The sequence below is a fragment of the Claveliimonas bilis genome (assembly GCF_020892095.1).
GTDB lineage: Bacteria > Bacillota > Clostridia > Lachnospirales > Lachnospiraceae > Claveliimonas > Claveliimonas bilis.
In genome coordinates this window covers 2,603,189-2,625,126 of the sequence record NZ_AP024845.1, presented here as the reverse complement: position 1 = coordinate 2,625,126, position 21,938 = coordinate 2,603,189, and the positions used below count along the sequence as shown (strand labels likewise).

At 44.8% G+C, this 21,938-nt stretch carries 21 protein-coding genes and 1 tRNA gene; 6 read left to right on the top strand and 16 right to left on the bottom strand.

Annotated elements, in window-relative coordinates; genetic code table 11:
• Nucleotides 1–170 precede the first annotated feature (170 nt).
• The 4 genes from EUBC25_RS12770 to EUBC25_RS12755 all read left to right on the top strand — a co-directional run bounded on the left by EUBC25_RS12770 (nt 171) and on the right by EUBC25_RS12755 (nt 5,243).
• Nucleotides 171–938, top strand: coding sequence for an SDR family NAD(P)-dependent oxidoreductase (locus EUBC25_RS12770; protein WP_230105865.1), 768 nt, complete (start codon nt 171–173; stop codon nt 936–938).
• A 122-nt stretch (nt 939–1,060) separates the two neighbouring features.
• Nucleotides 1,061–2,530 (top strand): bile acid--CoA ligase BaiB, encoded by a 1,470-nt coding sequence (gene baiB, locus EUBC25_RS12765; RefSeq protein ID WP_230105864.1) that lies wholly within the window; start codon nt 1,061–1,063, stop codon nt 2,528–2,530.
• 4 nt (nt 2,531–2,534) lie between these two features.
• Nucleotides 2,535–3,809: an MFS transporter gene (locus EUBC25_RS12760; RefSeq protein WP_230105863.1), complete on the top strand. Its 1,275-nt coding sequence runs from the start codon at nt 2,535–2,537 to the stop codon at nt 3,807–3,809.
• Nucleotides 3,810–3,872: 63 nt separating this feature from the next.
• Nucleotides 3,873–5,243, top strand: a complete 1,371-nt coding sequence (locus tag EUBC25_RS12755; RefSeq protein ID WP_230105862.1) for a CaiB/BaiF CoA transferase family protein — start codon at nt 3,873–3,875, stop codon at nt 5,241–5,243.
• A 172-nt stretch (nt 5,244–5,415) separates the two neighbouring features.
• Here the strand turns inward: EUBC25_RS12755 and EUBC25_RS12750 are convergent, their stop codons facing one another.
• The 7 genes from EUBC25_RS12750 to infC all read right to left on the bottom strand — a co-directional run bounded on the left by EUBC25_RS12750 (nt 5,416) and on the right by infC (nt 10,386).
• Entirely contained in the window at nt 5,416–5,826 is a 411-nt protein-coding gene (locus EUBC25_RS12750) for a Fur family transcriptional regulator (protein WP_230105861.1), read from the bottom strand.
• A gap of 328 nt (nt 5,827–6,154) precedes the next feature.
• Nucleotides 6,155–8,242: a heavy metal translocating P-type ATPase gene (locus EUBC25_RS12745; RefSeq protein WP_230105860.1), complete on the bottom strand. Its 2,088-nt coding sequence runs from the start codon at nt 8,240–8,242 to the stop codon at nt 6,155–6,157.
• 6 nt (nt 8,243–8,248) lie between these two features.
• Nucleotides 8,249–8,548, bottom strand: coding sequence for a DUF6110 family protein (locus EUBC25_RS12740; protein ID WP_230105859.1), 300 nt, complete (start codon nt 8,546–8,548; stop codon nt 8,249–8,251).
• Nucleotides 8,549–9,023: 475 nt separating this feature from the next.
• A tRNA-Leu gene (locus EUBC25_RS12735) sits at nt 9,024–9,108 on the bottom strand.
• Nucleotides 9,109–9,273: 165 nt separating this feature from the next.
• On the bottom strand, nt 9,274–9,630 hold the full coding sequence (rplT, locus tag EUBC25_RS12730; protein ID WP_230105858.1) for a 50S ribosomal protein L20: 357 nt from the start codon (nt 9,628–9,630) through the stop codon (nt 9,274–9,276).
• Between the two features lie 31 nt (nt 9,631–9,661).
• On the bottom strand, nt 9,662–9,859 hold the full coding sequence (gene rpmI, locus EUBC25_RS12725; protein WP_004840820.1) for a 50S ribosomal protein L35: 198 nt from the start codon (nt 9,857–9,859) through the stop codon (nt 9,662–9,664).
• 32 nt (nt 9,860–9,891) lie between these two features.
• Nucleotides 9,892–10,386, bottom strand: a complete 495-nt coding sequence (infC, locus tag EUBC25_RS12720; protein WP_230105857.1) for a translation initiation factor IF-3 — start codon at nt 10,384–10,386, stop codon at nt 9,892–9,894.
• A 345-nt stretch (nt 10,387–10,731) separates the two neighbouring features.
• Here infC and EUBC25_RS12715 point away from each other — a divergent pair, with 345 nt between their 5' ends.
• On the top strand, nt 10,732–12,087 hold the full coding sequence (locus tag EUBC25_RS12715; RefSeq protein ID WP_230105856.1) for a sodium-dependent transporter: 1,356 nt from the start codon (nt 10,732–10,734) through the stop codon (nt 12,085–12,087).
• Nucleotides 12,088–12,120: 33 nt separating this feature from the next.
• Nucleotides 12,121–12,585, top strand: a complete 465-nt coding sequence (locus EUBC25_RS12710; protein ID WP_230105855.1) for a YbaK/EbsC family protein — start codon at nt 12,121–12,123, stop codon at nt 12,583–12,585.
• A gap of 122 nt (nt 12,586–12,707) precedes the next feature.
• Here EUBC25_RS12710 and EUBC25_RS12705 read toward each other — a convergent pair whose 3' ends face one another.
• The 9 genes from EUBC25_RS12705 to EUBC25_RS12665 form a co-directional block, all read right to left on the bottom strand.
• The gene (locus EUBC25_RS12705; RefSeq protein ID WP_230105854.1) at nt 12,708–13,376 is read right to left on the bottom strand and encodes a B3/B4 domain-containing protein; all 669 of its coding nucleotides are present in this window, start codon (nt 13,374–13,376) and stop codon (nt 12,708–12,710) included.
• 12 nt (nt 13,377–13,388) lie between these two features.
• The gene (locus EUBC25_RS12700; RefSeq protein WP_230105853.1) at nt 13,389–14,252 is read right to left on the bottom strand and encodes a DegV family protein; all 864 of its coding nucleotides are present in this window, start codon (nt 14,250–14,252) and stop codon (nt 13,389–13,391) included.
• 126 nt (nt 14,253–14,378) lie between these two features.
• Nucleotides 14,379–15,740 (bottom strand): spore germination protein, encoded by a 1,362-nt coding sequence (locus EUBC25_RS12695; protein ID WP_230105852.1) that lies wholly within the window; start codon nt 15,738–15,740, stop codon nt 14,379–14,381.
• 106 nt (nt 15,741–15,846) lie between these two features.
• Nucleotides 15,847–16,362, bottom strand: coding sequence for a dCTP deaminase/dUTPase family protein (locus tag EUBC25_RS12690; protein WP_230107605.1), 516 nt, complete (start codon nt 16,360–16,362; stop codon nt 15,847–15,849).
• Nucleotides 16,358–16,846, bottom strand: a complete 489-nt coding sequence (gene nrdG / locus EUBC25_RS12685; protein WP_230105851.1) for an anaerobic ribonucleoside-triphosphate reductase activating protein — start codon at nt 16,844–16,846, stop codon at nt 16,358–16,360. The genes EUBC25_RS12690 and nrdG overlap by 5 nt, the downstream gene beginning before the upstream one ends.
• A 2-nt stretch (nt 16,847–16,848) precedes the next feature.
• A complete protein-coding gene (gene nrdD / locus EUBC25_RS12680) occupies nt 16,849–18,981 on the bottom strand; it encodes an anaerobic ribonucleoside-triphosphate reductase (RefSeq protein WP_230105850.1) in 2,133 nt (710 codons plus the stop codon).
• 186 nt (nt 18,982–19,167) lie between these two features.
• On the bottom strand, nt 19,168–19,941 hold the full coding sequence (locus EUBC25_RS12675) for an ABC transporter ATP-binding protein (RefSeq protein ID WP_230105849.1): 774 nt from the start codon (nt 19,939–19,941) through the stop codon (nt 19,168–19,170).
• Nucleotides 19,916–20,815 (bottom strand): ABC transporter permease, encoded by a 900-nt coding sequence (locus EUBC25_RS12670; protein WP_230105848.1) that lies wholly within the window; start codon nt 20,813–20,815, stop codon nt 19,916–19,918. The genes EUBC25_RS12675 and EUBC25_RS12670 overlap by 26 nt, the downstream gene beginning before the upstream one ends.
• Nucleotides 20,816–20,860: 45 nt before the next feature.
• Entirely contained in the window at nt 20,861–21,892 is a 1,032-nt protein-coding gene (locus EUBC25_RS12665; RefSeq protein WP_230105847.1) for an ABC transporter substrate-binding protein, read from the bottom strand.
• Nucleotides 21,893–21,938: the final 46 nt, after the last annotated feature.

Here is a 21,938-nt window from a genome sequence, read left to right as displayed (position 1 = left end):
TTGTTTTAGCATAAAGCCACAACTTTCCAACCGTTGTATGATCAAAAATATGTTAAAATATCGACAGTCATTGGATGACACATTGGTGATGGACTTTCGAGGTGACGGGAAAGCTTCGAAAACAAAAAAGAAATTCACACATATTTACATTCAGGAAAGGGGATCAAACAATGTTTGAAAACGAATTTGAAGGAAAAGTTGTACTGGTTACTGGCGGTACCACAGGCATTGGATATGCCACTGTAAAATCTTATCTGAAAGCAGGAGCAAAAGTTTATTTCCTCGGCAAAGAAGGAGAAGATGTAAGCGCACAGCTTGAGGAACTCAAATCCATCAATCCAAATTATGAATTTAAACACAAAGCAATCAACCTGTGCGATTACAAAGCTGCGCAGGAACTGTATGCTGAAATTGAAGAAATGTGGGGAAAACTGGATATTTTAGTAAACAACGCCGGCGTTGACAGCAGTCTCCCGATCCACAAAATGAAACAGGCACAGTGGGATTATGTTATGGATACCAACATTAAAAGTATGTTCAACATGACAAAATACGCCATCAAACTGCTGAAAAAGACAAAAGGCTGTATCGTAAATACCGCTTCCGTAGCAGGTATTTACGGTTCCGGATGCGGATGCCCTTATCCGGTATCCAAAGGCGGTGTTATCGCTTTCACACAGTCCATGGCGTGGGAGCAGGCTTATGCCGGAATCCGCTGCAACGCTGTTGCACCTGGCGTCATCAACACGAAACTTCTTGACACGGTTCCGCCATTTGCTAAGAAAAGCCTTGCGCAGGGCATCCCGCTTCGCCATATCGGCGAACCTCAGGTTATCGCTGATGCGATTCTTTTCCTGTCTTCCAGCGCCGCTTCCTATATCACAGGCGTTACCCTGCCTGTAGACGGCGGATACAGACCGGCAAATGTCGCTAATTAAGCGATATACATATAGAAAAAACTCGAATCTGGGAGAGAAATGAGAGGTTAAATGCTGTGTGTACATCACGCTTCAATATTTTTAATCATAGCAACAATAGTTTTTTTACTCCTGGAACTCAGTTGGCTAATATCGCAAAAGCAAAACCAGATGATCCTGCGATCGTATACATTTCCCCTAAGAATACAGAGTCCGTCATGACCTGGCGGGCTCTGGAGGAATTATCCAATCGAATTGCATGGTATCTTATGGATCAGGGAATCCGATCAGGTAAAAGTGTAGTTGTAGCGCTCCCTAACATTCCCACACATATTGCTCTTGCATTTGGCATTTGGAAAGCAGGTGCATGCTATGTTCCTGTATCCGACAGGCTTCCCAGAAGGAATCTTCTTGAAATATGCGGATGTGTCTCACCGTCTCTTGTTGTGACTAACCGCTGGAAGCCAAGCAAATATTTCAGTCTGAGTTCAACCAAATTAAAAGAAGTATGCCAGGAATATCCGGCTGAAATGCCGCCCGATACTCTTGCTGTACCCAATCTTGCAAACTGTACCGGCGGAACGTCAGGAAAAACCAAGGTTGTCCTTCAAAATATGCCCGCCGGAGGAAGTGATGAAGGGCTTCGGGCATGGTTTGCCATGACCGGCATGAGATTTGAAATGCGTCAGCTTCTGGCTGGGCCGCTCTTTCACGGTGCCCCTCACTCTGTCGCCTTTAATGGGCTTTTTTGCGGAAATACATTGTATATGCCCTCCTGTTTCGACCAGAGAGCAATCGTAGCTTTAATCAAAAAACACCAGATCGAGTACGTACAGTTGGTTCCAACGCTTATGCAGCGCATTATCAAGATGCCGGATTTTAATCCGGAGGATCTTGGCAGCCTGAAAGTTTTATGCCATACCGGAGGAGTCTGTTCTCCAGATCTTAAGAAGGAATGGTTCCGCATTCTTTCACCGGAGAAAATATATGAAATCTATTCCATGACAGAATGTGTGGGGATCACCTCTATCCGCGGGGATGAATGGCTGATCCATGAAGGCAGCGTTGGAAAAATGCCTTGCGGAAGTATTGCGATCCGTGACGACAACGGGCAGGATCTTCCTGTCGGTCAGGCCGGTAATATCTATATGTCCTGGACAGAAAATGCACCGGAAATCGGATTTTTAAATTCTCCTCCGCCGGAAATCTCCAAAGACGGTTTTCGGAGTGTGGGCGACATCGGATATATCGATAACGATGGTTATCTGTATTTTGTCGACAGGCGCAGCGATATGATCGTAACCGGAGGAGAGAATGTATTTGCCAATGAGGTAGAAACTGTATTAAAAAAATCAAAAAAAGTTTTAGATGTGGTTGTTGTCGGTATTCCCGACAAGGAATGGGGGCATCGCATCCACGCTATCGTTGAGACCAAGGAGCCTGTAAGCGATAAAAGTCTGATACGGCTTGCCCTTGATTATCTGCCCCCTTATAAGATTCCAAAATCTTTTGAATTTGTGGATGAAATTCCACGAAACGCAAACGGTAAAGTCGTACGCAGTACGCTTGTAGAGCAGTATATTAAAAACAATTCAGATTCAAATGGAGACTAAAACTATGGAGACTAAAAAATTTAAAGGCTGGGGAGTACTCGTTGCAGCGTTCATCCTGTCATTTATACCCACAGCCATTATGAGCAACTGCTTTTCCCTGTTCATGGCGCCGGTTTGTGCTGATCTCGGCTTCAGTACAACAAGCTGGTCAATGGTAAGTCTGATCTCCTCTTTTGCAAGTGCGATCGGAGCTATGATCATTGCAGGAATGTACCAGAAGAAAAATATGAAACTCATCATGATGATCGTAACGATCGGAACAAGTCTATGCTGGGTAGTTGCAACCTTTTGTACTGCTATCTGGCAGTTCTACCTGATATTCGGCCTGTCAAATATTTTTATGGCCGGTCTGACACAGCTTCCGATTTCCATGCTTGTCACTGCATGGTTTGAAGACCGGCGCGCAACCATGATGTCGATCGCTTATGCCGGAGGCGGCCTTGGCGGTACAGTATGGTCGCCTGTTCTTACAAAATTTATTTCTTCCGGAACTGACGGATGGAAAACCGCAATGCTGTTTGCAGCTGTTACAGTCGGCGTCATCACCGTCCTTACTGCCCTCTTCCTGGTAAAACGTTCTCCTGCAGAGTATGGCACAGAACCATACCGCACCGGAAACAAAACAGACCAGAAGGACAGCCGTCAGGAAAAGGCAGCCGAGTGGATCGGCGTATCTAAAAAAGTTGCCACAAAATCCAGCGCATGGTACTGCGTCCTTGGCGTTGTGATCTGTGTCGGTATACTGGCTGCAGGAGTTACAACTCATGTTCCGAACTTTGTCACATCCATCGCGCAGGACGGCGGAACTCTTCAGGGAACAGTATTGTCCGTTTATTCCGTTGTTTCCATTTTTGGTATGCTGGGCGGCGGCGTGTTGATGGACAAACTCGGCATCCGCAAGACCGTTCTTTGTGCAGCTGTACTGGTTATCGTCGGGCTGGCAAGTCTGGTGGCTTACTCTGTAACCGGAATTACAGTGGTCGTATTTGGATATGCATTCTTCGCACTGGCTATGTTCCTTCCGAAAGTTCTGCCGGCAGTTTTGATGTCCAAAGTATTCGGAACAAAAGATTATGCCGGAATTTATGCTACTGCTAATCTCTTCTTCTTGATCGGATCTGCTTTCGGCGCTGTGCTGACCTCTATTATCCAGGGGATTGCAGGTTATGGAATGACCTGGATCTTCTACATGATCGTAGCTGTTTTGATGTTCTTCTTTGTATCCGGCGCCATCAGCGGAAGTGAGAAGCTTCAGGCAAAATATCCGCAGGGTGATTAAACAGCAGCTATTTTACGTTAATATTTATTTACTATACTACTTTTTAAGAAAGGGGAACTATTCATGAAACAAATCGACAACAAATTAACTCAAAAATTTGATGAATATCCGCAGTTTGGTGTTCTTCAGGGCGTTAAGGTATTTGTAACCGGTACCAACATCGCCGGACCATTTGCCGGATGCCTCATGGCTGAAATGGGAGCACAGGTCCTTCAGGCCGAATCTCCTTCCATCGCCTGCCAGACAAGAGGTACACTGTCGTGGTCTCAGAACCACCGCAACGAATATTCCATTACGATCAATACAGCAAAGGCTTCCGGACGTAAAATCTTCTATAAATGTGTCGAATGGGCAGATATCTGGATCGAGGCCGGTAAACCGGGCTCTTACGCAAAACGCGGTATTACAGATAAATCCTGCTGGGAACACAATAAAGCCCTTACAATTGTCCATGTATCAGGATACGGACAGTTTGGGCCATCTAAGGACAAACCGTCCTACGATGTGTCCGGACAGGCAATGGGCGGATATATGTACCTGAACGGACCTTCGCCCACTTCCAGCCCTCTGAAAGTAAATCCGTACCTGTCAGACTATGTGACCGCATACAATGCCTGCATCGTCGCTCTCTCCGGCTATATCAACGCACAGCGCACCGGCGAGGGAGATTCCTGTGACGTGGCACAGTATGACACAATGTTCCGTCTGCTGGACAACTATCCGGCAAGGTGGTTCAACAACGGCTATCCGAAGCAGGGCGAGCCTGTTCCGGAGCGTACAGGAAACAAGAGCGACATGGCGGCATGCTTCTCCTTCTACGATACAAAGGACGGCAATACTATCTTTGTCGCTATCACAGGACAGGGTCCTGTTACCCGCGGATATCCGATCATCGGTATGGGAAAACCGGGCGTGGCAAAAGATATTCCAAAAGACTGTACCGGATTCCCTCTCTTTGACCCAAGGGGACAGAAAGCCGACAAACTCCTTACCGAGTTCTGTGCTTCCCACACCTGCGACGAGCTGGAAGAAATCTTCAACAAGGCAGGTATCCCCTGCCAGAGAGCTTACGGACCTGCTGATATCGAAAAAGATCCGCAGTATGAAGCACGTGAGAACCTGGTGGAATGGGAAGATCAGTGCTTCGGCCGCATGAAAGGCATCGGCATTACCAATATCTTCAAGAAGAATCCTTCTCAGATCGTTGCTTCCGCTCCCTGCTTCGGCGAGCACAACAGGGAAGTTCTTCAGTACTTTGGCTATACCGACGAGGAGATCGACAAACTCTACAAAAATAAAGACATTGTAACATGGACTCCTGCCGAGACAGCAAAACGGAAATTATTCGTAGAATGGGGATTCTTCTGGGATCCGGAACGTCAGGCAAAACGGATCGGACTGGAATATCCGCCGAAAAAGAAAACAAAGAAATAGTAGCAGCTGCTACTCATGAAATATTGATTAACCTCCGAAAAAAGACCGCCGGATCGGGTGCAACATTCCTGATCCGGCGGTCTTTTCCCGCATATATTTACTGGGTTAACCTTCATATTTACTGCCTATCCGTCTTTTATGCAGTTTATTAGTTATAGCGGCGATACGTCTGTTATATCTGCCCGCTATGATAAATAATCTTTGATATTTTCTTCCCCGAATTCAGATATCCGCTTTGTCTGACACCTTCCTGAACAATCCGATCCAGCTTTTCTTTCGGCATTCGCAGAACCGTATCATCCTCCAGAACAATTTCACATCCGTCATCATTATTACCTGTCTCCCCGCATTCTACTCTATACATATTCTTTCTGTTGATTGCACCGATTTCTTCCAGTGCATTGATCATACGGTATACAGTTGCCAAGCCGATCCTTTTATCTTCCTGTGATGCCTTGTAATAGATTTCTTTACAGCTTGTACAGTCATTTTCTAAAATAATATCAATCAGGATCTTTCTCTGCTTTGTGATCCGGCACCCGTTTTCTTTTAGCCTTTGAATAATCTCATCTTTTCCGTTCACTCACTCGCCCCGCCTTACGTTTGTGAAATACTGATGACTTCAAATCCTGCTCCGCCGCTCTATGCACCCTCACCGTTAAAACGTTTGCCTGATCTTTTCAGTGTAAGAGATACCGCATCAACGAATACGTTTTGAAACAGGATTATTCCTACCTTGAATTAGTATATTCTAACTTTAGTTAGATTTCAATAACTATCTTATACATTTTTCAGGATTTTTTATTTTAATCAAGCGTCTCCCACACACAGGGATATATTACGTTGACCTAAGCCGGACCGACAACTGAGGGAGACTGCACATATTGTGAGTCCCCCTCTTCGCATCATTCTTATTTATTTCCGTCTGTCAAAAGATTTCTCATGCTCCTTAAGCTGATCAGCAGGGTCGATGTATTGTGGAGCAAAGCGGAGGAGGTAGGCCTGATCATTCCAACGCCTCCCAGCAGGATCAGCCCTGCATTGATCCCGATAATCTGGTGATAATTTTTCCTGATCCGCTTCATCATTCCGTTTGTGAGGCGTTTCAATGTAACAAGCTCTCCCAGGTCTTCCGCTGCGATGGTAATATCGGCAATCTCTCTTGCGATCTCTGCGCCATCGCTGATTGCGATGCCGGCATCAGCAGCAGACAGAGCAGGGGAATCATTGATTCCGTCCCCAATCATAATAACCTTATGCCCCAGTGCTTTCTCCCGTTCCACAAATCCGGCCTTTTCTTCCGGCAGCACCTCCGCATAATACTCATCTACACCAACCTGACGTGCGACAGAGGCGGCAGTCTTCTCACTGTCTCCAGTCATCATAACTGTTTTCTTTATTCCTTCTGCCCGCAGCGCCCGAATCATATCTGCCGCTTCTTTCCTTAATGGATCTTCGATACAGATGACTGCTATCAGCTCCTGCTCGACGGCAAGATACAAGTGGGAATATTCTTCCGGCAGCGTCTCAAACCTTTCTTGGTATTCCGGGCGGACCGCACAGCTCTCATCCTCAAAAACAAAATGTCTGCTGCCGATCACCACTTTTTTCCCATCGATATAGGAAGAAATCCCATGAGCTACGATATATTCTACTTTAGAATGCATTTCCTCATGGGCGAGCTGCCGCTTCTTTGCCGCATCCACCACGGCTTTTGCCATGGAATGGGGAAAATGTTCCTCCAGGCACGCCGCAATCCGCAGACATTCTTCCTCCGGATAATCTCCAAAAGGAAGTACCACTTTCACAGTCGGCTTCGCCTTTGTGAGCGTCCCCGTCTTATCAAAGACCACTGTGTCCGCTTCTGCTATTGCCTCTAAAAACTTCCCGCCCTTTACTGTAATTCCGTATCCGCCTGCTTCCCGGATCGCTGACAGTACGGTCAGCGGCATAGCAAGCTTTAGGGCACAGGAAAAGTCTACCATGAGCACAGATAACGCTTTGGTTACATTCCGGGTCAAGAACCATACGCCTGCTGTTCCGAATAAAGTATACGGCACAAGCCTGTCAGCAAGGTGCTCCGCCCTGCTCTCCATGGAAGACTTCAATTTCTCAGAATCTTCGATCATTGCCACAATCTTTTCAAATCTGGTAGATCCTGAAACCGCCTTTACCAGAACGTCCAGTTCTCCCTCCTCGACTACAGTTCCCGCATAGACAGACTGGCCCTGTACTCTGCGTACAGGCATGGCCTCCCCGGTCAGAGAAACCTGGTTTACCATCCCTTCCCCGCCGGAAACTTCTCCGTCAAAAGGAATCACATTTCCCATATGTACGGTCACGACATCTCCCTTCCGGATCTGGTCTGCCTTCACAAGGATTTCCTGTCCGTCTCTTTTAAGCCAGACCTTTTTAATGTTCAGGGACATACTCCGCGCCAGGTCTCCCACTGATTTTTTATGGGTCCACTCTTCCAGAAGTTCTCCGACTCCCAGGAGAAACATAACCGAACCGGCGGTATTAAAGTCTTTGCGTATGACAGAGACGCCGATCGCTGCCGCGTCCAGAAGCGGGACTTCAATCTTCCCTTTCCGGATACAGCACAGTCCCGCGGCAAGATATTTCAGAGAGTGGAACACCACAACCCCCGCCCGCAGCGGAGAGGGCATCAGAAGTCTCCCACCGTAATGCAGCAGTATTTTCGCAATAAGCTTCTCCTTATATGCTGTGTTCAGCGTCCTCCCGGAATTACGAACAACTGTTTCCGGCACAGTTACATTTTCATACCGGAAACTTCTCAGCAGCCGGATCAGCGCGGTCCGATCCCCGCTATAACAGATGACAGCGTCTGCGGTGCGTTCATACACTTTGACATCTGTTATATTTTTCTGTCTGTCCAGATACCAGAAAAGAGTATCCGCCTCCGCACATGTCATTTTTTTCTGAATGACATGAATGCGAAGACGGCCTCTGATCTCATGCTTTATGATATATTTCATAGACGGCTATATCTTTCCTTCATCTGAAGGATCCGCACCGTCTTCTTCTGTTTCCTGCACTGCCGCAGCCTCCTGCGCTGTCCTTTCCTCATTGATCTGCTGTGCTTCCGCAAGGATATCCTCTGCGTTTTCCTGGACTGTGGTAACTGTTTTCATCACGCAGTCCTTCGCGCGCAGAGCAGCCGCCGTACACTCTGTATATACCTTCTTTGCATCCCTGCTGGATAAAATCTTTACCCCTGCCGTTCCGAAGAGGACACCTCCTGCAAATAATCCAATCTTCTTCATTAATGATTCACTAAACATAAAATTCTACCTCCTGATAAGATTTTTATACTGACTGACTATCGTCTGATCACTTATGTCTGTATCCGGTATAAAATACCATTATAAAACAGAATACTGCAGCCCACGCCCAGAATTTATGCTGTTTCACTTGCCATCACTTCCTTCTCCTCTGCTGAATCACCTTAAAGGTATAGTATCAGCATAGCAATACTTTTTCGGTCTAGTCAAACATAATCGCCATTATCGATAAATCTTCTCATTATCTTATATGCTCTCGAATTCCGCTTGACCGCAGGAGGATATCCTTATAATACAGCATCGTTATATATAAAAAACGCCCGAAGGCGATGTCATATATGCAATTACAATTACGTCTCTTTTTGGTTACCTGAATGGTTAGCGTCGGTGTACAAGGGGCAACACGGTCCCCTTGTACACCGACGCTACTTTTTTATGAAATAAAAAAAATCCCTTTATTTAAAGGGATTTCTAATGCGGAAGATGGGACTTGAACCCACACGATCGCATTGATCACAAGATCCTTAGTCTTGCTCGTCTGCCAGTTCCGACACTTCCGCATGACATCTGCTGTCCGAAAATTATAATACTACATCACTCTTCGAATGTCAACAGTTTTTATTAAATTTTTTATATTTCATATAATATATATATTTTCAGAAATCCTTTGAAAATTTCCGCCCTGTCAGGCGGAAACCTTCAGGAACTTCCTTTCTTGCCTCTTATTAAGCAATACTCTTCTTTGCAAGCTCTGCCAGTGCTGTAAAACCTTCTTTATCATTTACAGCCATCTCTGCCAGCATCTTTCTGTTCATATCTACGTTTGCAACCTTTAATCCGTGCATAAATTTGCTGTAGGAAAGTCCGTTCATTCTTGCAGCAGCGTTGATACGTGCGATCCAGAGCTGACGCATCTGGCGTTTACGCTGTTTTCTTCCTGCGTATGCGGAAGTCAGCGCTCTCATAACAGACTGTTTTGCAACTCTGTACTGTTTGGAACGTGCTCCTCTGTATCCTTTCGCCAGCTTTAAAGTTCTATTGTGTTTCTTCTTAGCGTTCATTCCGCCTTTAATTCTTGCCATGTCTTATTCCTCCTTCAATCTTTCGCCAATCTTACAGATATGGTAATACTTTCTTCATATTCTTTACATTTGTTGCGTCTGTAATTGTAGCCTGTCTAAGATTTCTTTTTCTCTTTGTAGACTTCTTGGTTAAGATATGGCTCTTATAAGCTTTGTTTCTTTTCAGCTTTCCTGTACCTGTTTTTTTGAAGCGCTTTGCAGCCGCTCTATTTGTTTTAATTTTTGGCATGATATTTTCCTCCTTAAGATAATTAAATATTTTTAACGTTTTTCAGTTAAAACCATGCTCATGTTTCTTCCTTCCAGTTTCGCCGGCTTCTCCACCACCGCTGTATCTGCAAGCAGTTCTGCAAAATCATCCAGAATATGCTTGCTCTGCTGTACGTGGGCCATTTCTCTTCCCCGGAAACGCAGAGTAACTTTGACCTTGTTGCCTTTACTGATAAATTTTCTGGCATTGTTGACTTTTGTATTCAAGTCATTTGTGTCAATGTTCGGTGAAAGACGCACTTCCTTCACTTCAACCGTTTTCTGTTTTTTCTTGGCTTCTTTTTCTTTTCTTGCCAGCTCATATTTGTACTTACCGTAGTCAATGATCTTACATACCGGCGGCTGAGCCTTAGGAGCAATTTTTACCAGATCAAGTTCCGCCTGTTCTGCCAGCTTCATTGCTTCTCTTGCCGACATGATACCCAGCTGTTCTCCATCTTCGCTGATTACACGTACTTCTCTGTCTCTGATCTGTTCATTAATCATTAAATCGCTAATTGTAGTGCACCTCCATCATAAAATAAAAAATAAGTGAATAGCTCAGACTACCCACTTATATCACATAACATGCTCACTCATGTAAGACTGTCAATATCAAACCGATAGTCACCCGATCGTGCTATGGTGAGAGTGGATACTCTGCTTTGTTTTTTGCTTTACGCATTGTCAATATTATCACATTTCTTTTTTCATGTCAACACTTTTTTCTGCCTGAAATGTCGGGTTTTACTTGCTAAATACTGTCTTATTCATTATAATATAACCTGCACACATTTGAAAGGAAAAATAAAAAAATGAGAAAACGATATCTTATGAGGAGGTTTTTTACAAATGAATAACAGAAGCAGTTTTTCCGGCAAGCTGGGATTTGTACTGGCTGCTGCCGGTTCGGCAGTCGGGTTGGGAAATATATGGCGTTTCCCTTATCTGGCCGCACAGTATGGAGGAGGGACTTTTCTCCTTGTCTACCTTATTATAGCAGTTACCTTTGGTTTTTCACTGATGATCGCCGAAGTGGCAATCGGACGTAAAACCGGGTTGAGTGCGATCGGTGCTTTTAAAGCTCTGGACTCCCGTTTTGGATTCCTGGGACTTTTAGCTTCCCTTGTTCCAATTATTATCCTTCCGTATTATTCTGTGATCGGCGGATGGGTCATTAAATATTTTGCCGTATTTCTGACCGGAGGAGGCGCCGCTACTGCAGCCGATGATTACTTTACCGGTTTTGTAGGCAGTGTTTTCCAGCCTTTAGGATGGTTCCTGCTCTTCCTTGGCGCTACTGCAGTCATTGTTCTGCTTGGCGTAGAAAAAGGAATTGAAAAAGTAAGTAAATTTATGATGCCGATTTTGGTAGTGCTTGCCATTGGTATTTCCATTTACTGTCTCACCTTAGACGGGGCTATGGATGGTCTGGCATACTACGTGCAGCCTCACATGTCTGATTTCTCTGTCAAGACTGTACTTGCCGCTATGGGACAGCTTTTCTATTCCATGTCTCTTGCTATGGGTATCATGGTAACTTACGGTTCTTATATGCGTAAAGATACGAACCTTGAAAGTTCTGTACGCCAGATTGAAATATTTGATACTGTGATTGCTTTCCTGGCAGGCCTTATGATCATTCCGGCCGTATTTGTTTTCTCCGGCGGAGATCCGAAAATCCTGCAGAGCGGTCCCAGCCTGATGTTTGTCATTCTGCCTAAGGTTTTTGAGAGCATGTCCTTCGGCGGAGTTGTTGGAGCTGCATTTTTCCTTCTTGTCATTTTTGCAGCCCTGACTTCTTCCATCTCTTTGATGGAAACAATCGTATCCATTTTCCAGGATAAATTTCACTGGACCAGAAAAAGTTCCTGTATCTTTGTGACTGTAATGAGCATTGTACTTGGAGCGCCGTCCTCTCTTGGATTTGGTCCTCTCTCCTTTATCAGCTGGGCAAATATGACAATTCTTGACATTATGGATTTTGTCAGCAACAGTGTGCTTATGCCGATCGTTGCCTTTTTCACTGCAATCTTTGTCGGTTTCATTATCAAGCCGAAGAGTATTTCAGATGAAGTGCGCGTAACGAATGGAAAATTTGTAGGGGAAAAATTGTTTACCGTGATGATCAAATGGATCACCCCTGTATTTTTGATATTGATCCTTGGAAGCTCTGTTGCCAATGCAATGGGATGGTTTAAACTTTAATTCATCCATATCACGGAAAGGCGGTATGACCACATGTCTATAGAAAACGTAAAAGCACATTTCAGGAAATGGGATATGGAAAACCATGTCCTGGAATTTTCCGTATCCAGCGCCACTGTCACAGAGGCAGCCCTGGCCCTGCATACAGATGAGCAGCGAATTGCAAAAACTCTTTCCTTCATGGTAGATGAGCATCCGATTCTTATCGTCACTGCCGGAGATGCCCGTGTTGACAACAAGAAATACAAAAGCACTTTTCACAAAAAGGCATCTATGTTAAAACCCGATCAGGTGCTTGATCTGATCGGCCACCCGGTCGGCGGCGTATGTCCTTTTGGGATTAAAGACGGGGTCAGCGTCTACCTGGATGTATCGCTAAAGCGTTTTGAGACAGTATTTCCTGCCTGCGGCAGCGCCAACAGCGCCATTGAACTGACTATCCCGGATCTGGAAAAATATTCCGGTTTTGAAGCCTGGGTAGATGTCTGCAAAGAATAGCGTCAATCTACAAGGGGCAGCACGGTCGGCGAAGGGTAGACAAAAAACCGTCTGCGGTATGGATATGACAGGCTGATAAAACAGCCTCTATCCGCAGACGGTTCTCTATTTTATTATTTTTTCTATTCCACGATCCAGGATTCTATCTCTTCCGCGCCGGCATATTTTTCCAGATACTCTTTTCCCTTCTCCAACACCTTTTTAAGATCTCCGTTCTCGGAAAAGCAATAGACCAAAGTCAATACTTCCTGCGCTTCCTCTGTGATCATTGCTCTCTCGGAATCACTGGTAGAGCTTCCGATCGCCCCTTCTTCATCTGCCAAAACAGGAAGCGCCTCTATATTTATTTCATTTTTCCCGATTCCCTTGTAGGTTTCTCCGGGAAGTCCTATCCGAAACGTCAGTTCCTCACCTATTTTATCCGCATCATAGGACCCTGCAGAAAACCCGGATTCAATGGATATCAGATTATTCACATCTACCACTGTATTGACCTCGTAAAGCCCTTTTCCCTGTCCGATCCGGCGGATCAGCGCTTCTGACGACACTCTGTATCGGCTTGGATCCTTTCCGAATGCTTTATAGGCCGCTCTGGATTCTTTGATACCCGGAATCTCATTTATTCCATAATCAAAAATCTCATCTTTTACTTTTTTTAAAATATCCTTTTTAAGATATTCCCACATCTGCTCATTCTTTTTTTCTACTTTGACATGGTACTGCAGACAGCCAACCTTTGTTGCCGGCCATTTCTCTTTCATATTTGGGTCAATGGTCAGATTTTTTTTCATGAGTTCTACCCCTTATCTTTCGTTTCCCATACAGAATACCGCCACTACGCCTGGACCGGTATGGCTTCCGATCACAGTTCCGATATTATTGATCAGAATATTGTCTATTCCCATTTTCTGGCGTACCAAAGAAGCTACGTATTCTGCATCTTCGATACAATCTCCATGGGTGATCATGATAATATCATTATCCCATCCTTCTGCCTGTTTCACAGCCATATCCACAATCTTATTGAGAGCTTTCTTTCTTCCTCTCTCTTTTCCGATAACCTGAAGGGCGCCGTTATTATCCATGTGGATGATGGGCTTGATCTGCACCATAGTTCCAAGGACTGCCGTAGCTTTGGAAACTCTTCCGCCTCTGTGAAGATGATTCAGGTCATCCACTGTTACATTATGGCAGATATGGAGCTTATTTTCCTCTACCCACTTTGCAGTTTCTTCCAATGTCTTTCCGCTTTCCTTCTGCTTTAGCGTCTTATAAAGCAGAAGCGCTTCGCCCAGACAAGCGCAGAGCGTATCGATCACAATAACTTTTGATCCCGGATATTCCTCCATCAGCTCTTCCGCCGCAATTTTCATGCTGTTGCATGTTCCGCTTAAAGCAGAGGAAAAGGCGAGGTGGAGCACATCCTTCCCTTCTTTTACAAAGCCTTCCAGAGCCTCTTTTGCTTCCTCCGGATTCACCTGTGAAGTAACAGCCATTTTCCCTTCTCTGAGTTTCTGAAAAAACTCTTTTGAAGAAAGTCCATCCATATCCTCATAGGTCTGTCCGTCTATTGTATATCGAAGAGGAACAACCGGAACATTTCTCTCTGCCAGCCATTCCTTCGGCAAATCTACTGTACTGTTTACTGTGATCACGTAATCTCTCATTCTTACGACCTCCTAAATCCCGTTTTCATCATCATACCACCTTTTCCACTATTAGGCAAAATTTTTTTCGGAATGCTGTTTCGGAGATCCCTTCACGGTGCCTTTTGAATATTGGCGTCCCTTTTTCTAATTCAATTTCACACGAAGAAAATTTCTTCCTGTAAAAGTCTTGTTAAAACATATCATACAAAGAATAATCACCGTTCCCAGAGCAAATCCGACCCAGTTAAACAGAGCTGTTAAAACCAGCAGAATAAGGCGCATAAATTTCAGGGCATAGCCCAGCTCAAAATTAGGCTGGGTATAGTTAGCCACCGCCACGAATGCCATATACAGCATAACTTCCGAGTTAAACCATCCGGACTGTACTGAAAATTCTCCCATAACAATACCTGCAATGACACTTAGAGGTGTACTTAACATACTGGGCGTATTCAATGCTGCCAGACGAAGCCCATCTATGGCAACCTCTAATATCAAAAGCTGAAACACAAGGGGGATATTGACTGTATCCCTCAGGGCTACAAAATGAAAAACATCCGGCAGCCAGTTCAGATTCTGCATAAATAAAAGGAATACCGGCGTAAAAAAAACAGTCAGAAACGTGATGATCCCCCGTGAGATTTTTAAGTAAAGCTGTGTGATAAACGGGAAATAGTAATCATTTGCCTCTTCGATGATATCAAGAACAGACGTTGGCAGGATCATGGCAGAAGGTGAATTGTCCACCAAAAGAACGATTTTCCCCTCCAGCAGACAGGCGGCAGCTGTATCCGGACGTTCTGTATATTTAAATTTCGGCATCGGATTGAGTAATTTTCCTCGGAACAGCTGCTCTGTCAGTGTCTGCTGGTTCATACGGAGATCTTTTGTGTGAATATTTTTCAACTCATCTATCAGGCGTGAAAGAAGCTGCTTATCTACCCGGTCAGTCATATAGCAGACTGCCACGTCTGTTCGGGAACTTTCTCCGATATCCAGCATCTGCATCACAAGGTGAGGATCCCGGATCCTCCTCCTCATCAGCGCTGTATTAAATACGATTGTTTCTACAAAGCCATCCCTGGATCCCCGAAGAGATTTATCCTTTTCCGGTTCCCCCACATTTCTGGCCGGGTAAGTTCTGCAGTCGATCACAATACATGCTTCATAGCCGTCAATAAAAAGACAGGTAGTTCCTGACAGAAGATTTCGGAACACCTGATCAAATTCTCCTATGATATCAACTTCTACATAAGGCACATGCTGTTTTACAAATCCTGTGGCACTTGCAGGCATATTCTCCTTCGTCACTCCAAGAAAGGAATCCATAATCTTCAGCATCGCCTCGTCTTTCATAAATCCGTCAATAAAGAAAAAGGCAGCTTCCCTTCCTCCAATCATAAGATCTCGTTGTATCAGATCAAAACTGTCCTGAATCGGCAGGATCTGATTCATATATGCGACATTCTCCTTTACTGAGGCAGTCACAATTCTTGTATCCGGCATAATCTTATTTCCTCCATATCCTTATACGATATGTTTAATTTGCCCTGATCTGCCGGAAATATGCAAAAAGAGACAGGGTAATTTTCACCCTGCCTCCTTTTAACTTCTATTTCCCGGTTGTACTGCCGAACCCTCCGTTTCGCACCGCATCTGCGTCATCGTCGACTGTAATGCCGTATTCTACAAAAATCCCCTGCATAAATCCTGTCCCGGCCGCTATTTCAATGGTTTTCCCTTCGTTTGTATCATTTGTGATCTTGGAAAAAATATGGCCTTCATTATCAGAGTAAAAATAATCACTGTCTATGATCCCAACGGTATTATTCAACTGAAGCCGGTATTTGAAACCAAGTCCGCTTCTCGGATAGCATTTCAGCACCCAGTTCTCTTCCATTTCCACGCGGATCCCGGTAGGAATCTTTACAGTTTCACCCGGTGCGATCGTCAGAGAAACGGGTACAAAAAAATCATAACCCGCCGATCCTGATGTCGCCCTCTTCGGAAGCTTTATTTCCTCATATATTTCGCGGATCTTCTCCTTATCCGTCTCACCAAACGTATCCTTCCATCCTTCTGTAAACTGTTCCAGACTTACTTTATGAAATTTAGCAATTCTCTTAATCATGTAAAACAATTTCTCCTATCTGCAGTGTTTTTGGCACATCGATCACCATCTGATTTGCGCTCCCTTTCCAGTGAAGGGTATTGTCTTTTTTCTCTTCCTGAAATTCTCCATCTACAAGAACATCCAGATACTTTGCAATCTCCAGATCCTTTACTTCCTTCCAGAGACTTCCTGTATAAAGCCAGATTGTTTTGTTCGGATATTTTTCCCGTATCTCTTTTGCCAGCGCAGTGACCTGCCGGACATTCGCTTCATGAAGAGGATCTCCGCCGGAAAATGTAATGCCGCTTACATAGTCCTTATCAAGTTCATCGAAAATCTCCTGCTTTGCCTCCTCGTCAAAAGGAAGTCCTCCTTCCGGATCCCATGTAATGGGATTATGGCAGCCCGGACAGCCATGAGCACATCCTGCCACCCATAATACTACCCTAAGTCCGTCCCCGTTGAGCATATCGTCTTTCGTAATATTATGATATCTCATTCCTACATACTTTTCCTTTCTGCAATTTCGGCCATTTTCGCCTCATTCAGTCTGGTATCTCCCTTCACTCTGGAATAGGAAAGGTAACCGTTCATACGGTCGATCTTCGTCAGATTTTTACTGCCGCATACCGGACATACATCCATAGAAAGCTCCTCATGTCCGCAATCATCACAGTAAGCAAGGGAAAGGTTGACTCCTTCATAGTATCCTTTTGCCATAGCGCGCCGCACCAAGGATTTGATCGCTTCTTTATTATAATTAACCGGATATTTCACATACTGGATCTTTCCGCCGTTGCTTAAATCCCAGAATCTTCCCTCCAGATCCTGTTTCTGAATGGGAGTAATATCCTCGCTGACATGGCAATGGAAACTGTTGCTCACATACTCTCTGTCCGACACATTTTCAATGATTCCATACTTCTTACGGAACTGCTGTACCTGAACGCCGCACAGATTTTCTGCCGGAGTTCCGTAAATGGCATAGAGCCTTCCATCTTCCTTTTTAAATTCTGCAATCTTCTCATTAATATAGCGAAGTGTCTCCAGGGCAAACTCTCCGTCCTCCACCAGAGACTTCTTATTATGAAGCTGCTGAAGTTCATTCAGAGCCGTAATCCCAAAGGATGCTGTAGCAGACTTCAAAAGAGGTTTGATCTTATCGTAAAGTCCAAGATGTCCGCCGTAAAATCCTCCTTCACAGTAAGCCAGAGGATTGGTGGATGCTTTCATCTCGCCCAGATAATCATAGGTTCTCAAGTGAAGCTGGCGGATCAGATTCAGATAATAGTCCAGCACCTGATAAAAGTCTTTGCTCTCCTGTTTTGCCTTTGCATAGATCATAGGCAGATGCAGGCTGATCGCTCCGATATTGAACCGTCCCACGAATACCGGCTGATCGTTTTCGTCTGCCGGCTCCATTCCGCCTCTTTCATACCACGGAGACAAAAATGCGCGGCATCCCATAGGACTTATGATCTTTCCATATTTCTTATAAATCCCCGCCACATACCCATCTCCGGTGAGGCTTAGCCAATCCGGGTACATGGTTTTAGCGGAACAGTCGATTCCCGCCTCAAAGACATCTTCCATCGGGCCTCCCGGTCCGTGAAGATTCTCATCATACAGGAAAACGATCTTCGGGAAAAGGACAGGCTTTTTATGTCCTTCCTTCCCCTGTCCGTTCTTCCTGACTTCCAGCATTTTCATTGTCACCAGCTTGCCGTATTTGCTCGGTACTGTTCCGGCTGTCACTGTGATAAAAGGATAGTCTCCCCTGCTGGATGAAACGGAATTAAACTTGTATTCCCATCCCTGGAATCCCTGTTCCATCTCCTTTTCCAAATCTGCCCATGCTACCTTCTGCACAGTTTCTTCATCCAGTCCCAGATCACGGTATTTTCGGATCAGCTTTTTGTGGGATTTCTCTGCAAATGGTTCCAGGATCTCATCTACACTCGGCACAGTAAAACCGCCGTACTGCTGGCTTGCCGCACTTAGAACAATATCGCCGATCACATCAAACGCAGTGTCCAACGTCTTAGGCTCATTATACCAGAGATTTCCCATCTCAAAGCCTCCTGTCAGCACTGATTTCACATCGAAAAGACAGCAGTTCATAGTATCTCTTCTTGCAGACATATCATGGATATAAATATATCCGTCACGGATCGCCTGAATCTCCTCCACTGTCAGGAAAAATTTCTTATAAAGTTCTTTGTTCAGTTCATTAAAGATCAGACTTCTTTTGGTGGACACAAGAGCGCTGTCCGTATTGCTGTTTTCCTTGTCTCCGATGTACATGATAGACTGGCTTTTCTTATATACATCATCCAGCATCTGCACAAAATCCTGCTTGTAGTTACGATAATCGCGATAGCTTTTTGCCACCACCGGGTTCACTTTCTCCAACGCGCCCTCCACCACGTTATGCATTTCCGCAATAGGAATTTCCGTGATGTCCATGTCGTCCACTTTTTCTTCTACAAATTTGCAGATAAACCCCAGTTCTTCATCTGTAAATTTGATAAGGGCACGATAGGCTGACTTATTTACTGCAACCACTACCTTCTGTACATTAAACGCTTCCTTCGTCCCGTCTTTTTTGATTACTTTTACATCTTTTTTTACCATATGATGCCAGTCTCCTCCACTTCGTCGCTCTCTATATTTAGTATCATTCATCTTTTTTATTCACTATATAGTGTATAAATTTGCTTTATTAAGTTTATCACCTGTCCTATGTTCCGTCAACGGTATACGGCCTGAAATTTTTCACAAAAAAAGAACCCTGACGGGTTCTTAATTTTGGATGATTCTCTAGTTGCCGCATTCTATGCTGATTTCGTTAAACTGCTTCAATATTTCATCTACAGACATCGCCTTTTTTTCCTCACCTTTCAGATCAAGTACAGCCTCGCCCTGATGCATCATCAAAAGACGGTCTCCATACTCTACCGCATAACGGAGATTGTGAGTTACCATGATCGTAGTCAGTTTCTTCTCTTTTACGATTTTGTCTGTCAGCTCCATGATCAACTCTGCCGTCTTAGGATCCAGAGCCGCCGTATGTTCATCCAGAATAAGAAATTCTATAGGAGTCATCGTAGACATCAAAAGAGCCATCGCCTGTCTCTGGCCTCCGGACAGCGCTCCCACCTTAATATCCAGCTTATCCTCCAAACCAAGTCCCAGCTGGCTTAAAAGTTCTTTATAATAGGAAATTCTCGCCTTATTGGTCCCCCGTCCGAATCCATACACCTTTCCTTTATTATCCGCCAATGCCATATTCTCCAGAATCGTCATGGAAGGACAGGTCCCCATGGCCGGATTCTGATACACCCTTCCGATCCTTCGGTTTCGTTTGTATTCTTTCTCTTTCGTAATGTCAGAGCCGTTCATAAAAATCTGGCCGGCCTCTACCGGAATGCTTCCGCAGATAATATTCAGCATAGACGTTTTTCCGGAACCGTTGCTCCCGATCACGGAGACAAATTCTCCTTCTTCTATGGACAGGTTAAACCCGTGGAACAGACACATTTCATTGACTGTACCGGGATTATAGTATTTATGAATGTCTTTGAGTTCCAGCATCCGGTTTCACCTTCTTTCTTCTTTCCATACTGATAATCAAAATTACCAGGAATAAAACTGCTGTGATCAATTTCATTGCCTGTGGTTCAAAGTTGCGGATAGCGACAGCCACACAGGCTTTATATATGACAGAGCCGATCAAAACAGCTGTAGTAGCCTTCATAACAGTAAGCTTTTTAAAGATACTTGTTCCGATAATAACACTCGCCAATCCGATCACGATCGCCCCGGTTCCCATTGAAATCTCAAACACTCTCTCCTCCTGGCAGAATGCGCTTCCCGCCAGAGCTACAAGGCCATTGGCGATGGCAAGGCCTACGATTTTCACATTGCCCTGATCCTTGGCCAGAGAAGTTACCAACACATCATTGTCACCCACCGCCCGAAGAAGATAGCCGGACTTTGTTTTCAAATAAAGATCCAGAAGGATCTTGCTGATCGCTGCCAGAACAAGAGCCAGGATCAGCGTTATATAGCTTTGCAGGGCTTCCGGCATGATTCCCTGGATCCAGTCATTTTTAAAGATACTGTCCTGGGAAAACAACGGTACATTGGAAGTTCCCGCTATATACAAATTGATAGTCCAAAGAGCCGTCATCATAATAATTCCCGATAACAAATCTCTTACTTTCCCCTTCACATGGATCAGCCCGGTGCAGACCCCTGCCAAAGCTCCTGCCAGAAAGGCTGCTAAAAGAGAGAGATAAGGATTTATCCCCTTTATAATAAGAAGAGCGGTCACCGCTCCGCCAAGCGGAAAGCTTCCATCTACCGTAAGATCCGGAAAATCCAGTATCTTGTATGTGATATAAACCCCAAGAGCAAGTATGCCATATATCAACCCCTGCTCAAAAATAGTTACAACAAAATCCATGAATCATGCCTCACCTTCTGTTATTTCCTCTGCAGATACGTCTCTTTATTCCGCCTCTGCCTCAGAGATCGTATCAAAGCTTTCTACTGCTGTTCCTGCCAGCTCCTCCGGTACAGTAATTCCAAGATTTTCCGCTACCTTTGTATTTACGTAAAATCCGGGCTCTGTAATCGTTTCATAAGGAAGTTCTGACGCCTCTGCCTCTCCTTTGAGCACCTTTGCCGCCATCTGTCCTGTCTGCTTTCCAAGCGCAATATAATCCAATCCTTCTGCTGCAAGGCAGCCGATCTTTACCTGCTCGATCTCGCTTCCGAAAATCGGGATTCCCTTTTCATTCGCCTTTTCCAGAATAGTCGGCAGGGACGCAACCACTGTATTGTCTGTCAGATTTGTAATGCAGTCTACCTGGCTTAATAAATCATCTGCCGCAAGAGAAATATCCGCTGTTGCCGTGATCCCTTTTTCCACAATCTCAAAATCGTAATCTCCTGCAAGTTCTTTATATGTTTCCAGCGCTGAAATAGAGTTGGCCTCACTTGTAGTATACATGATGCCGATCTTCTGGGCATCAGGGAGCATAGTCCGGATCATCTCAAGCTGTGCTTTGATCGGCAGTTCGTCAGATGTTCCTGTCACATTTCCTACCGGATTTCCTTCTTCATCTGCAAGTTCTGCCGCCACCGGATCTGTTACTGCTGTATAAATAACCGGAATATCTGTATCCATTGCTGCATTGTATGCGCTCTGAGCAGTAGGCGTTGCAATGGCGCATATCATATCCACCTTGTCAGAAACGAAAGTATCGGATATCTGACTTGCCGTCCCCATATCTGCCGCTGCATTTTTGTAGTCCACCGTAAGATTTTCTCCTTCAACGATTCCTTCCTCTTCCAAGCCCTGTAAGAATCCTTCCCGGCAGTTATCCAAAGAGCCGTGCTCTGCAAACTGTGAAATACCAATGGTATAGCTCTCTTCTCCACTTCCGGAATCAGATGATCCGGAGCTGCCTGCGCATCCTGCCGTCATTGCCATCGTCATTACTGCTGTTAATAATACTGCTACTGTTCTTCTTTTCATTGTTTTGTTCTCCTTTTCCTTTTTGATTCTTTGCTGTTGTTAGGAG

Bases quoted from the DNA above. Each gene is read 5' to 3' on its own strand.
- rplT (WP_230105858.1), bottom strand. From the start codon at position 9,630: ATGGCAAGAATTAAAGGCGGAATGAACGCTAAGAAGAAACACAATAGA.
- EUBC25_RS12665 (WP_230105847.1), bottom strand. From the start codon at position 21,892: ATGAAAAGAAGAACAGTAGCAGTATTATTAACAGCAGTAATGACGATG.
- EUBC25_RS12755 (WP_230105862.1), top strand. From the start codon at position 3,873: ATGAAACAAATCGACAACAAATTAACTCAAAAATTTGATGAATATCCG.
- EUBC25_RS12740 (WP_230105859.1), bottom strand. From the start codon at position 8,548: ATGTTTAGTGAATCATTAATGAAGAAGATTGGATTATTTGCAGGAGGT.
- EUBC25_RS12760 (WP_230105863.1), top strand. From the start codon at position 2,535: ATGGAGACTAAAAAATTTAAAGGCTGGGGAGTACTCGTTGCAGCGTTC.
- EUBC25_RS12770 (WP_230105865.1), top strand. From the start codon at position 171: ATGTTTGAAAACGAATTTGAAGGAAAAGTTGTACTGGTTACTGGCGGT.
- EUBC25_RS12700 (WP_230105853.1), bottom strand. From the start codon at position 14,252: ATGAGAGATTACGTGATCACAGTAAACAGTACAGTAGATTTGCCGAAG.
- EUBC25_RS12745 (WP_230105860.1), bottom strand. From the start codon at position 8,242: ATGAAATATATCATAAAGCATGAGATCAGAGGCCGTCTTCGCATTCAT.
- nrdG (WP_230105851.1), bottom strand. From the start codon at position 16,846: ATGAGATATCATAATATTACGAAAGACGATATGCTCAACGGGGACGGA.
- EUBC25_RS12715 (WP_230105856.1), top strand. From the start codon at position 10,732: ATGAATAACAGAAGCAGTTTTTCCGGCAAGCTGGGATTTGTACTGGCT.
- EUBC25_RS12675 (WP_230105849.1), bottom strand. From the start codon at position 19,941: ATGCTGGAACTCAAAGACATTCATAAATACTATAATCCCGGTACAGTC.
- infC (WP_230105857.1), bottom strand. From the start codon at position 10,386: ATGATTAATGAACAGATCAGAGACAGAGAAGTACGTGTAATCAGCGAA.
- EUBC25_RS12670 (WP_230105848.1), bottom strand. From the start codon at position 20,815: ATGGATTTTGTTGTAACTATTTTTGAGCAGGGGTTGATATATGGCATA.
- nrdD (WP_230105850.1), bottom strand. From the start codon at position 18,981: ATGGTAAAAAAAGATGTAAAAGTAATCAAAAAAGACGGGACGAAGGAA.
- EUBC25_RS12695 (WP_230105852.1), bottom strand. From the start codon at position 15,740: ATGCCGGATACAAGAATTGTGACTGCCTCAGTAAAGGAGAATGTCGCA.
- EUBC25_RS12710 (WP_230105855.1), top strand. From the start codon at position 12,121: ATGTCTATAGAAAACGTAAAAGCACATTTCAGGAAATGGGATATGGAA.
- rpmI (WP_004840820.1), bottom strand. From the start codon at position 9,859: ATGCCAAAAATTAAAACAAATAGAGCGGCTGCAAAGCGCTTCAAAAAA.
- EUBC25_RS12705 (WP_230105854.1), bottom strand. From the start codon at position 13,376: ATGAAAAAAAATCTGACCATTGACCCAAATATGAAAGAGAAATGGCCG.